This window comes from Rhizobium sp. A37_96 (genome assembly GCF_053521765.1).
On the sequence record NZ_JBNWDS010000010.1, the window covers coordinates 109,314 to 121,726 of the forward strand.

Below are 12,413 nucleotides of genomic sequence, written 5' to 3' on the forward strand. Positions count from 1 at the left end.
GCGGTTTTCGGACGAGATCATGCTCTACCCGTTTGATTTTAGAGCGGATTCAGATTTCCGGTCGCATGGGCTCAAAATCGCCCGACTCCAGGCACAGGAATATTTTCTCATAAAATGGTGTTGACTCTTTTCCCGACCTCTGGAATCCATAAGAACATAACAGGAACATTATTGATCTGGAGCTAACGTCATGGCTGAGGCCGCCGTGGCGCGGGAAACGCTTTTTGCCCTGCGTGAAACCATTGCCCGACTGGAAGGCAGGCCGCTACCGGCACTGGCCGCGTCGGCGCGTGAAGCGCTTGCGGAGAAGCAGGCGCCTGCGCCGGTAGATGCTGCCCAGCCATTGCTTGCGACCGGGGTCGAGGATCTCGATGGGGCGATGCAGGGCGGTATTCCTCTCGACGCCCTCACGGAAATCCGCTCGCTCGGCCTGCGCGATGCGGCGGTGGCGAGCGGCTTTGTCCTTGCGCTTGCCGCGCAGCTTCATGCGCAGGCTTCGGGTACGGATACGGCCCCGTCTCCGATCCTGTGGATCGGCGATACGGTCGCCACGATGGAGGCGGGCCTGCCCTATGCCATCGGCATCCGGGATTTCGGGCTGGAGCCGGCGGCCTTTCTGCAGGCGTCGCCGCGCAAGCTGGAGGACGCGCTCTGGGTGGCGGAAGCCGCACTTGGCAGTGCTGCCTTTGCTGTCGTCATTCTGGAGGTGCGCGGCAATCCGGCCCGTTTCGGCCTGACCGAAAGCCGGCGGCTGGCGCTCAGGGCCAAGGCGGCGGGGCGGCCCTTGTTTCTCTTGCGGCAGGGAGGCGAGGAGGAAGCGAGCAGCGCCCTCTTCCGCTTTTCCGTCGAACCCGCGCCAGCACAGGCGCGGCCCCTGCCGGATGGATCGGTGCTTGGCGGCAGCATCGGTCATCCGGCCTTTCGTCTGACCTTGGAAAAGAGCCGAAACCCGGCGCCTCTTTCCATAACCCTGGAGTGGAATGCCCATGACCGCCGCTTTGCCCCTATCCTCGACACTCAATGCCCTGCCTTTCCCGGCGAACACGCAGCGCATTCTGGCGCTGACCTTCCCGCATCTGCCGACCGACCGGATCGCGCGCAAGCGCTGGGGTCTGTCCTGGCGTTCGGCAGGCAGGCTTGAAGCGCCGCCGCTGGCCTGTGCCGGCAAGCTCAACAACACCATGCGTCTGACCGCACTCAACGAGCGTGCGGAGAGGATCGGCTTGAAGCAGGGGCAGGGCGTCGCCGAGGCGAAGGCGATCTGCCCCGATCTCGATGTCGTCGAGGAAGACCTCGCCGCGGACCGCAAGCTGCTGGAGGCGATCGCCGACTGGTGCGACCGCTATACGCCGCTGGTGGCGATCGACGGCAAGGACGGCCTGTTTCTCGACATTACCGGCTGCGCCCATCTCTTCGGCGGCGAGGAGGCGCTGCTCGAGGATATATTGATCCGGATTTCCCGGCTGGGGCTCGACGTGCGCGGCGCCATTTCCTCCGCGCCCGGCCTCTCCTGGGCGGTCGCCCGCTTCGAGGAGAGCCGCATCGTTCCCCCCGAAGCCATGGAAGAGGCGCTGGCGCCGCTGCCCGTGGCGTCGCTGAGGCTCGGCGAGGAGACGATTGCCGCGTTGCAGAAGCTGGGACTGAAGCAGGTGGGCGATCTTCTGGCCGCGCCGCGGGCGCCGCTTGCCCGCAGGTTCGGCGCGCCGCTGCTGTTGCGGCTCGATCAGGCTGTCGGCTTGGTCGAAGAGCCGATCTCGCCGCGCCGGCCGGTCGCGCAGTTGTCGGCCGAGCGCCGGCTTGCCGAACCGGTGCAGGCGGAAGACGATATTCTGCAGATTGCCCGCCAGCTTGCCGAAACCCTGAAACCGGGGCTGGAGGCACGCGGCGTCGGCGGCCGCACCTTCGAGCTTCTGCTCTTCCGGGTGGATGGTGCGGTCTTCCGCATCGCCGCCGGCGCATCGCAGCCCTTGCGCGAACCGAGCCGGGTCGCCAGCCTGTTCACGGAGCGCTTCGGGGCCATTCACGACGATCTGGATGTCGGTTACGGCTTCGAGATCATCCGCCTCAATGTGCTCCAATATGCGCCCTTCGATGCGATGCAGGGCGATTTCGTCGGAGAAAGCCGCCAGGACGGCTCGCTTGCCGCCTTTGTCGACCGGGTGGCCGCACGGCTGGGGCCGGATTGCCTGCAAGGGTTCGAATTGCGGCAGAGCCATATCCCCGAGCGGGCCGTGCGGCCGCTGCCGGCCATGGCTATCCTCGCCTCCAGGCGGCGGACCGCCAAAGAGGATGCCGGGCATGGCTTCTTCCGCGGCGAGCGGCCGCTGCGATTGTTTCGCATGCCGGAGCCGATCGAGGCTATTGCCGCCGAAGTGCCCGATGGTCCGCCCCGGCAGTTCCGCTGGCGGCGTGTCATGCATCGGGTCAGCCGGGCCGAAGGGCCGGAGCGGCTTTCGGCGGAATGGTGGACCGAGGAAAAGGAAGAGCCTGCCCGCGACTATTTCCAGATCGAGGATGAAGAGGGTCATCGCTTCTGGCTGTTCCGCAAGGGGCTTTATGGCCGGGGCGGGACAGCGCCGGACTGGTATATGCATGGGGTCTTCGCATGAACGCGCGCCCGAGCTTTCACGAACCCGTACCCTTCCTCGAAATAGGAGTGAGGACGAATTTTTCCTTCCTCGAAGGTGCCTCGCATCCGGAGGAGATGGTGATACAGGCCGCCCTCCTGAAGCTCTCCGGATTCGGGATTGCCGATCGCAATTCGGTGGCCGGCGTGGTCAAGGCGCATGCGCATACCAAAGTTCTCCAGGCGGAATATGAGAGAACCATCAGGGAAAATCTGGAACTCAGCGCCAAGGGAGAACCGGTGAAACCGCTCCTGAAGCCCGTCGCTTTCCAGCCGGGTGCTCGTCTGGTGTTCTCGGACGGCACGCCCGACATCCTTGCCTATCCGCAGAGCCGCAAGGGGTGGGCGCATCTCTGCCGGCTGTTGAGCGCCGGCAACCTCAGGGCCGAGAAAGGCGCCTGTATCCTCAACGAAAGCGACCTGACGGAATGGGGCGACGAGATGATGCTGGCGCTCGTTCCCGATGCGGAGAGCGTCGAGACGGAAGAAGGGCAGGCAAGACTGGAGCAATGCCTGGCGCGACTGTGGACGCGCTTCGGCCGAAAACTTCATATGGTCTTGTCGCCTGCCTATGACGGACGGGACCGTCTGGTCTTTGCCACATTATCCATCATCGCGCAGCGCAACGGCGTGCGTTTGATCGCCAGCAACCAGCCACTCTATCATGCGACCGAACGCAAGCCGCTTGCAGATATCGTCGTTTCGATCCGCGAGCATGTGCCGATCGCCGAGGCCGGCTTCAAATTGGCGGCCAATGCCGAACGCTACATGAAGGGCGCTGCCGAGATGGCTCGCCTTTTCCGAGACTATCCGAAGGCCATCGACAATACGCGAAAATTCTTTAGCCGACTGTCTTTTTCGCTGGATGAGTTGAAACATAATTATCCCGACGAAAGCGTTCCCGGCGAGACCGTTGCAGAGACGCTGAAGCGACTGACGTGGGAGGGGGCGAACTGGCGCTATCCCGACGGGGTTCCCAAAAAGGTCTCGACGCAGATCGAGCATGAGCTCAAGCTCATCCGCGAGCGGCAATATGAGCCCTATTTCCTGACAGTGCACCGCATCATGGAGTTTGCCCGCAGCGAGAATATCCTGTGCCAGGGGCGAGGGTCGGCGGCCAATTCGACGGTCTGTTACTGTCTCAGGATTACGGAGGTTAATCCTGAGATCACGATGCTCCTGTTCGAACGCTTCATCTCGACGGAACGTGAGGAGCCGCCTGACATCGACGTCGATTTCGAGCATGAGAAGCGGGAAGAGGTTATTCAATTTATCTACAGGCATTACAAAAAGGAGCATGCCGGGCTGACGGCGGCGGTCACCAGCTATCGGGCGCGTTCGGCCGGCCGTGAGGTGGCCAAGGCCTTCGGCCTGTCGGAGGATGTGCAGTCGGCCCTTGCGAGCGGCGTCTGGGGCTGGTCGACGGAAGATCTGTCCGAGCGCGAGGCGAAGATCGCCGGCCTCGATCTCACCGACAAGACAACGAAGAACGTCCTGTCCTATGCCTCGACGCTGATGGGATTTCCGCGGCACCTGACCCAGCATGTCGGCGGCTTCGTCATCACTAAGGATAGGCTGGACGAGGTGGTGCCGATCATGCATACGGCGATGGATGATCGCTACATGATCGAGTGGAACAAGGACGATCTCGACAATCTCAACATCTTGAAGATCGATGTGCTCGCGCTCGGCATGCTGACCTGCCTCGCCAAGGCTTTCGACCTGCTGTTGCTGCACTACGATGTGAAGAAACAGCTCTCCGATCTCGGTCACGCCAATTATCCCGATGGCGGGCCGGTCTATGACATGATCTGCCGCGCCGACACGATCGGCGTCTTCCAGATCGAAAGCCGGGCGCAGATGAGCATGCTGCCGCGTCTCAGGCCCCGCGAATTCTATGATCTGGTCATCGAGGTAGCGATCGTTCGGCCCGGCCCGATCCAGGGCAATATGGTGCACCCCTATCTCAAGCGGCGGGAGGCCAAACGGGCGGGAAAAAAACTCGACTATCCGAGTCCAGAGCTGGAGGCGGTGCTAAAGCGTACTCTGGGCGTTCCCCTGTTTCAGGAACAGGCCATGCAGATAGCCATTACAGCAGCAGGATTTAAGCCTGCGGAAGCGGACAAGCTGCGCCGAGCGATGGCGACCTTCAAGCGAACCGGGACCATTCATACCTTCGAGGAGAAGATGGTCGAGGGTATGGCCGCAAAGGGGTACGACCGTGAGTTCGCCAAGAACTGCTTCGAGCAGATCAAGGGCTTCGGCGAATACGGCTTTCCCGAAAGCCATGCGGCCTCCTTCGCTCTGCTCGTCTATGCCTCGTCCTGGCTCAAGGCCTATTATCCCGATGTCTTTTGCGCGGCGATCCTCAATGCCCAGCCGATGGGTTTTTATGCGCCGGCGCAGCTGGTGCGCGATGCGCGCGAGCATGGCGTCAAGGTGCGGCCCGTGGATGTCAATCATTCCGTCTGGGATTGCCTGCTGGAGAAGGCGCCTTTCGATCGTGGTGCAGTCGAGTCACGTCATGCGACGATGCGTGACCATATCAAGTCGCAGTGTGCTGTCCGTCTCGGCTTCCGACAGGTCAAGGGCCTCTCCGAAGACGAGATGCAGCAGCTGGTCGAGCATCGCGGCGATGGCTATCGGTCCGTGCGCGATCTCTGGCTGCGGTCCGGGCTTGCCAAGGCGCAGATCGAACGACTGGCGGATGCGGATGCGTTCGGTTCCGTTGGCCTCAGCCGGCGGGAGGCGCTATGGGCGGTGCGGGCACTCGATGCCGGCAGTGCTGCCGAAAAGCTCCCCCTCTTCGATCTCGGCGGCCAGGCGGAGCTGCAGATCGAGCCGGCGGTCTCGCTGCCTGAAATGCTGCCCGGCGAGCAGGTCATCGAGGATTACCGTTACCTGTCGCTCTCCTTGAAAGCGCATCCGGTTTCCTTCCTGCGCGACGATTTTGCGCGGCAGGGCATCGTGCGGAGCCGTGACCTGCCCGATGTCGCCAACGGCCGGATGGTGACGATCGCCGGGCTCGTGCTGGTGCGCCAGCGGCCGGGCTCGGCCAAGGGCGTGATCTTCATGACGCTCGAGGACGAAACCGGCGTCGCCAATGCGATCGTCTGGCCGAAAAAATTCGAGAAATACCGCGCCATTGTCATGAGCGCGCGGCTGGTGAAGATCCGCGGCCGCCTGCAGAGCGAAAGCGGCGTCATCCATGTGGTGGTCGATCACATCGATGACATGACCCCGGCGCTCGGCATTCTCCAACGCGAGGCACGGCGCTTCGGCGTCAGCGATCGGGCGGACGAGGCGTTGCGGCCGACCATGGATCACAGGCAGAAGAAGCGTACGCTGCTGCCGCGCGGGCCTGACACCGGGGCAGCGGCGGAAGGCCGCACCAATGGTGTCGAACCGGCGCAAGTCATGCCGCGGGGGCGCAATTTCCATTGAGATTGCGGCCTTCGTATCCGGAGACGATCAGCGCCGGCCGCACGGGCGCATTAATTCGAATCGTTTCTTTCTTGACAAAGGGCGTCTTCTTTAGCAGATAACAAGACAGCAAATGTCATGTTTGACGGGCTGAACGAAGAATGCTGGTTTGTAGCTGTAATTACATCACTGACAGGGAAATCCGGGACGTCATCACTGAACTCCTTGATCAGGACTGTTGGCAGCTCATCGTCCCCGCCAAGGTCTATCACGCCATGGAAAAGCGCGGCCGTTGCTGCGGCTGTTTCCCGAATGTCGTTGATATCATTATACAGACAACCGAAGAATATCACGCCCGTCGCCACTCGACGGAAGCCGAAATATTTGATTTCATGTCCCGCCTGAAAAAATTCCACGAAGAAAACAGGAGAGCGGACATTGAAAGGCGACAAAAAAGTCATCGAGCGGCTTAACGAGGCGCTGTTCCTCGAGCTTGGCGCAGTCAATCAGTATTGGGTTCACTATCGACTCCTCGAGGACTGGGGCTACACGAAGCTCGCCAAGAAGGAGCGTGCGGAATCCATCGAGGAGATGCAGCACGCCGATCGTCTCGTTGCACGCATCATCTTCCTTGAAGGTCACCCCAACCTCCAGACGCTGGCGCCGCTGCGCATCGGCCAGAACGTCAAGGAAGTGCTGGAGGCCGATCTTGCCGGCGAATACGACGCCCGCACGGCCTACAAGAAGTCGCGCGACATCTGTCATGACGCCGGCGACTATGTTTCGATGAAGCTGTTCGAAGAGCTGCTGGCGGACGAGGAAGGTCACATCGACTTCCTGGAAACCCAGCTCGACCTTCTCGGAAAGATCGGCGAAGCCAAGTACGGCCAGCTCAACGCTGATTCCGCCGATTCCGCAGAATAATCGATGCTCCATGGAACCGGCCGCTCGGGCGGCCGGCCTTTCCCGCTTAGTCTTCGGCCTTCAGGCCGGCCAGATGGCTGAATTCGGAAACGACCTGCTCGTAGACCGATCGTTTAAAGGCGACGATCAGGCCCGGTAGCGTTGCCATGGGCTTCCATTCCCAAGCATCGAACTCCGGCTCGTGGCCGCCCGGCGGCGGATTGATGGCGATCTCGCTCTCGTCGCCGTCGAAGCGAAAGGCGAACCAGCGCTGCGTCTGGCCGCGATATTTTCCCTTCAGGCCAATGCCGATCAGCTGCGGCGGTAGATCGTAATTGATCCAGTCCTTCGCCTCGGCCAGCAGGGTCACGGTTTTCATACCCGTTTCCTCGTAGAGCTCGCGATAGGCGGCTTTCAGCGAATCCTCGCCCTCGTCTATGCCGCCCTGCGGCATCTGCCAGAGCTGCGGCGAGCCGTCATATTCGGAATTGCCGATCGGAATGCGTCGGCCGGCCCAGACGAGGCCATCCCGGTTCAGGATCATGATACCGACGCAGGGGCGGTAAGGCAGGTCTTCGGCTCTCACGGGCGCGTGGGGCGTGCTCATCTTTCTCTCCAGCGGTCAGGGATGTTTCGGGTCGTCGGCAAGCGCCGAGACCGCCACGATTTCGATGCCGCGCATGGCGGCTTCCTCACTCCATTTGCTGATGGCGTCGACGCTTTCGTCGAAGGCGGAGGCGACGCCGATCGCGGAACCGTTGCGGCGGGCGATGCGCTCCAGCTCGTCGAGCTTCTTCATGATCGCGTCCTGCTGCAGCTCTCCGTCAAGCTGAACATCGGCAAAGGCATGCGGAACCTCCAGTGCCTTGGAGAGCGTTCCGGATTGCGACTGCGCGGAAGAACCATCGTCGAGGAACAGCAGGCCGCGTTTGCCGACGTCGCGCAGTATCGGCTCCATCGCGCCGGGATTGGCCAGGAAGCGGCCGCCGAGATAGTTCATCACGCCGGTATAGTTGGTGATCTTGCCCATGGCCTTGTGCAGGTTGTCGATGTTCTTCGCGGCCGATAGCGAGGTCAGCAGCGTCTCCGGTCCCGGATTGTTGCTGGGATAGTCGAAGGGCTCGAAAGGCACCTGGATCAGGATCTCGTGGCCGCCGCGCCTTGCTTCCTGCATCCAGCGCTGCAGGCTGTTGCCGCTGGCGGCGAAGGCGAGCGTGATCTCCTCCGGCAGCTTCTCGATGGCGCGCTGCGTGCCTGTCTGGCTGAGGCCGAGGCCGCTGACGACGATGGCGACGCGGGTGCCGCGGGCACCGGACCACGGCCGCGCATATTGATCCATCGGCCTCAGGCCGCTCGGTGAGACGATCGGCAGCTTGCCGAAGGGCGAGTCTTCCAGGAGGCTGTCGTTCGGCGTTGCCGCCATGCGCGGGTCCTGGCCCACCTGGTTGGCGTTGATCAATACCGGGCCGCTGCCGTCGCGGTTGCCCGGGCTGAACATGGTGACGACGGAACCGTCGCCGGTAACGACGCGGGTGGTGTTGGCGCCGGACTGCGGATCGACCTGGGTCAGGCCCGCCTGGCTGTCTGGCGCCGGCTTTGCTTCGGCCGGCGGCGCCGGATCTTCTTTCTTTGCCGTCTCGACCGGCTGGGTCTTTCGCAGGTCGTCGCGCATAAGCGCCGAATAAAGGGAAAAGCCCGCGATCGCGATCAGGCAGAAACCGCCGAGAATGCGCCCAAAGGGTGGTGGGCGGCGCGGCCGGCCGGGGCCGCGATTCTGTCCCAACGGTGCATGCAAATCCGTTCCCAAAGTTCCTATCCACCCCAAGCGGAAAATTGTGTCGGCCTCGAGCGTTCCGCTCTCGCCGAAGCGAAAAGAATGCCCGCAGCACTCAAAGTGCTAAAACATGAACGAAACTGTTTTGAACAGGGCCGAACTCATTCGGCCGGAGAGAGCGGAACGATACGCGTTGCTCCGCCCCCGGTTGTGAAAGCGCCGGGTCTGTTTCCAGCCCGGCGCGATCTCCTTACTTGGAGGAAACTGCCTTTTCCGGGTTCGGCGGGAAGGACGGATCCGTCTTGGCGCCGCGCAGCAGGTCGAGCGCATAGTTGAGCTGGATGTCGTCCTTCGGGTCCGGCGGCATGTAGGCCGAGGAGCCCGAGCCCTTGTCGGTTTCGCTCTGACCCTTGATGTGGCCCGGCAGGCTGGATTCGCCTTCCGTCGTCAGCTTGCCCTTCAGATCGTCCGGCAGCGGCTGGTCGACCTTGACATCAGGCGTGATGCCCGTGCCCTGGATCGAGCGGCCCGACGGCGTATAGTAGAGCGCCGTCGTCAGGCGAAGCGCGCCGTTGCCGTCACCGAGCGGGATGATCGTCTGAACGGAGCCCTTGCCGAACGACTGGGTGCCGAGGACGGTGGCGCGACGCAGATCCTGAAGCGCACCGGCCACGATTTCCGAAGCCGAAGCCGAGCCGCCGTTGATCAGAACGATGATCGGCTTGCCATCGGTCAGATCGCCTGGGGTGGCGTTGAAGCGGCGGGTTTCGTCCGGATTGCGGCCGCGGGTCGAAACGATCTCGCCACGCTCAAGCACGTCGTCGGCAACGTTGATCGCCTGGTCGAGCAGGCCGCCCGGATTGAGGCGCAGGTCGAGGACATAGCCCTTCAACTTGTCGGCCGGAATGTCCTTCTTGATCTTGGCGATCGCGGCTTCGAGGTCCGGCGTCGTCTTTTCGGTGAAGGAGATGATGCGGATGTAGCCGACGTCGCCGCCTTCCTCGCGCGACTTGACGGCAGCAATGGCGATCACGTCGCGAACGACCGTAAGTTCGATCGGCTTGTCGACGCCCTTGCGCATCAAGGTCAATTTGACCGGCGTCTTGACTTCGCCCTTCATCTTGTTGACGGCGTCTTCCAGCTTCAGCCCGCGAACGGACTGGCCGTCGATCGCGGTGATATAGTCGCCTGCAAGCACACCCGCCTTGGCGGCGGGCGTATCGTCGATCGGGGTGATGACCTTGACGAGATCGTTGTCCATCGTCACTTCGATGCCAAGACCGCCGAATTCACCCTTCGTCTGGGTGCGCATGTCTTCCGCGTCCTTGGCATTCATGTAGCTCGAATGCGGGTCCAACGAGGTCAGCATGCCGTTGATGGCGGCTTCGATGAGCTTGTCTTCCTGCGGCGGCGTTACATACTGGGCTCGGACGCGCTCAAAGACGTCGCCGAAAATCGACAACTCCTTGTAGGTGGAAGTGCCAGCGGCTTCCGCCGGCGCTACCGCCGAGTAGATAACGCTCATCGCGGTCGCACCCATCAATGCGCCAACGAGAACAAGAGAAGCCCTACGTATCATTGCGTGCCTTTCCAGTGTCTTTGGAGGTCCACCAGGGCCGAGAATCGACCGGCTTCCCATCTTTTCGGAATTCAATGTAAAGCGTTGGCCGATCCGTTTCCAGCGCCAATGCGGTCGCGCTCGCGACTCTTTTTTGGCCCATCGTGGCGAGCGGCTCGCCGGCGAAGACGAATCTGCCCGGGCGCGTCTTGATCGCGTCCATCCCCGACAGCACCATGTGATAGCCGTCGCCCGTGTCCAGAATGATCATTTGTCCGTAGCTGCGAAACGCGCCGGCATAGACGACCGTGCCATCGGCGGGAGCCGTCACGAGCGCATCCGGACCGGTCGCGACGGTCAGTCCCATCGCGGTATGGCCGGTACCGTCGTCGTCGCCGAAATGGCGGAGAATATCGCCCGCCACGGGCAGCTCCAACTTCTGTTTAAGGTCCGAAAAGGGATATGCGGGCGTAATGCGGTTTTTATCGGGCACGCCGTTTTCGGCCAGGGCTTTCGCCTGCTCGCGCTGCTGTTCGGTCATCTGCGCCCGGCGCGCCTCCTCGGCGCGGGCGGCAGCGGCGGCATCGCGCACCGAGCCGATCTGGCTTTCCAGCGAGGCGACGAGCCCTTCCAGGCTGGTTGCCTGGCCCGCCAGTTCCTCGGCGCGCTTGCGCTCCGTCTCGAGCTGCGAGGCATTCTCCTTGCTATGCTTGTCATTCTCCGCAATCAGCAGATCCATGCGCCGCTCCTCCTCCAGACTGTTGGTCATGGTGTCGGTGAAGCTGGCCTTTTCGGCGGCGGCATCGGCATGCAGCTTGCTGAGATCCGTAAGATCGGCGACGAGCTTGTCGGTCTCCTTGCGCATTCCCGGCACGACGGCGCCGAGAAGAATGGCGCTGCGCACCGAGGCGAGCGCATCGTCCGGCGTCACCAGCAGCGCCGGCGGCGGGTTGCGTCCCATGCGCTCCAGCGCGCCCAGCACTTCGGCCAGAAGGGCGCGGCGATCGTGCAGGGAGGCGCGGATCTTGTCTTCCTTGACGGCAAGATCCGTCAGCGTCTTTTCGCTTTGCTGGATCTTGCGGTCCAGCTCCTTGCGGCGGGCCGCGCTGTCGATCAGTGCCTGACGCAGGCTGGACGTACTCTTGTCGAGCGAAGCGATGCTGTCTTCCAGTTCCTTGGTCTTGTCGGAGGACAGGCTGATCGTCCTGGAAAGCTCGTCGAGTTGCGTGCGTGTTTCATCGCGCTTGCGGGCGAGATCCGCCGCCGGATCGGCTGCCTGTTGCGCAGGCGGGGTCGATGCCGTTGTCGAAGGACGGTCGTCGGGCCCTTGCGGCGTGGCGGCATCGGTCTCCTGCGCCAGCGCCACGTCCTTCAACGAGAAGGGGCCGGCCATGTAAGCGCCCGCACCGAGACATGCCGCCAAAGCTGGCAGCACGAGACGCGAAAGCATGGGCGGGGCTTTTCTCATCCAGTCGGTTCGGGCCTGGTCCCTTCGGATCGCGTAAAAATAGGCTGATTTGCCGCGATCAGCTAGGAAGCATCGTCATTTTCGAGGCGGGAATCAAAACACGCCTGTGTGAGCGTTTCGTTAACGCAAAAAGACCGAAAGCCAAACTGTTTTCGAAGCCGTGCCGAGGCGCCTATACCCGATGGTAGGGATGGCCGGAGAGGATGGTGACGGCGCGGTAGAGCTGCTCGGCGATGAGGATGCGCACCAGCTGGTGCGGCCAGGTCAGCTTGCCGAGGCAAACGGTCATGTCGGCCTTGTCGTACAGCGAGGGGTCGAGGCCGTCGGCACCGCCGATGGCGATCGTCAGGTCGCGCTTGCCCTGATCGCGGAACGTCCCAAGCATGGTGGCGAAGGCTTCGCTGTCCAGCGCCTTGCCGCGTTCGTCGAGAAGGATGAGGACGCCGCCGTCCGGATGTGCCTTCTGCAGCAGGCCCGCCTCTTCGCGCTTGCGGGTCTCGCTGTTGGAGGCGCGGCTTTCGGCGACCTCGGTCATGCGCGCCATTTCCAGGCCGATGGCCGGCCCGGCCTTGGCGAAACGGTCGAGATAGCGAGCCGCAAGATCCTTTTCAGGGCCGGCTTTCAACCGTCCCACCGCAAAAAGACCTATCCGCATTCCCGC

The 12,413-nt window shown here is 62.6% G+C and carries 10 protein-coding genes; 5 read left to right on the forward strand and 5 right to left on the reverse strand.

The annotated features are described in order from the left end of the window. The first annotated feature begins 190 nt into the window (after nt 1-190). The 5 genes from ACQZ6J_RS22690 (at nt 191) to bfr (ending at nt 6,973) form a co-directional block, all read left to right on the forward strand. Complete coding sequence (locus ACQZ6J_RS22690) at nt 191-1,141, forward strand: ImuA family protein (protein WP_449085700.1); 951 nt, start codon at nt 191-193, stop codon at nt 1,139-1,141. A 40-nt stretch (nt 1,142-1,181) separates the two neighbouring features. After that, on the forward strand, nt 1,182-2,609 hold the full coding sequence (locus ACQZ6J_RS22695) for a Y-family DNA polymerase (RefSeq protein WP_449085771.1): 1,428 nt from the start codon (nt 1,182-1,184) through the stop codon (nt 2,607-2,609). Next, a complete protein-coding gene (locus ACQZ6J_RS22700; RefSeq protein WP_449085701.1) occupies nt 2,606-6,070 on the forward strand; it encodes an error-prone DNA polymerase in 3,465 nt (1,154 codons plus the stop codon). The genes ACQZ6J_RS22695 and ACQZ6J_RS22700 overlap by 4 nt, the downstream gene beginning before the upstream one ends. A gap of 140 nt (nt 6,071-6,210) precedes the next feature. Next, complete coding sequence (locus ACQZ6J_RS22705; protein WP_163987328.1) at nt 6,211-6,522, forward strand: (2Fe-2S)-binding protein; 312 nt, start codon at nt 6,211-6,213, stop codon at nt 6,520-6,522. Then, on the forward strand, nt 6,488-6,973 hold the full coding sequence (bfr, locus tag ACQZ6J_RS22710; protein ID WP_149637944.1) for a bacterioferritin: 486 nt from the start codon (nt 6,488-6,490) through the stop codon (nt 6,971-6,973). Before ACQZ6J_RS22705 ends, bfr begins: the two co-directional genes overlap by 35 nt. Nucleotides 6,974-7,019: 46 nt before the next feature. On the opposite strand, the gene ACQZ6J_RS22715 is transcribed toward bfr, so the two are convergent. The 5 genes from ACQZ6J_RS22715 to rlmH all read right to left on the reverse strand — a co-directional run bounded on the left by ACQZ6J_RS22715 (nt 7,020) and on the right by rlmH (nt 12,407). Continuing rightward, entirely contained in the window at nt 7,020-7,559 is a 540-nt protein-coding gene (locus ACQZ6J_RS22715) for an RNA pyrophosphohydrolase (RefSeq protein ID WP_163987327.1), read from the reverse strand. A gap of 15 nt (nt 7,560-7,574) precedes the next feature. Next, nucleotides 7,575-8,759 carry a divergent polysaccharide deacetylase family protein gene (locus tag ACQZ6J_RS22720; RefSeq protein WP_449085702.1) on the reverse strand — a complete coding sequence of 395 codons (1,185 nt, stop codon included), beginning with the start codon at nt 8,757-8,759 and terminating at the stop codon, nt 7,575-7,577. A gap of 217 nt (nt 8,760-8,976) precedes the next feature. Next, nucleotides 8,977-10,305 carry a S41 family peptidase gene (locus ACQZ6J_RS22725; RefSeq protein ID WP_163987325.1) on the reverse strand — a complete coding sequence of 443 codons (1,329 nt, stop codon included), beginning with the start codon at nt 10,303-10,305 and terminating at the stop codon, nt 8,977-8,979. After that, the gene (locus tag ACQZ6J_RS22730) at nt 10,295-11,734 is read right to left on the reverse strand and encodes a murein hydrolase activator EnvC family protein (RefSeq protein ID WP_449085703.1); all 1,440 of its coding nucleotides are present in this window, start codon (nt 11,732-11,734) and stop codon (nt 10,295-10,297) included. The genes ACQZ6J_RS22725 and ACQZ6J_RS22730 overlap by 11 nt, the downstream gene beginning before the upstream one ends. 190 nt (nt 11,735-11,924) lie before the next feature. After that, a complete protein-coding gene (gene rlmH, locus ACQZ6J_RS22735) occupies nt 11,925-12,407 on the reverse strand; it encodes a 23S rRNA (pseudouridine(1915)-N(3))-methyltransferase RlmH (protein WP_449085704.1) in 483 nt (160 codons plus the stop codon). Between the last annotated feature and the right edge of the window lie 6 nt (nt 12,408-12,413).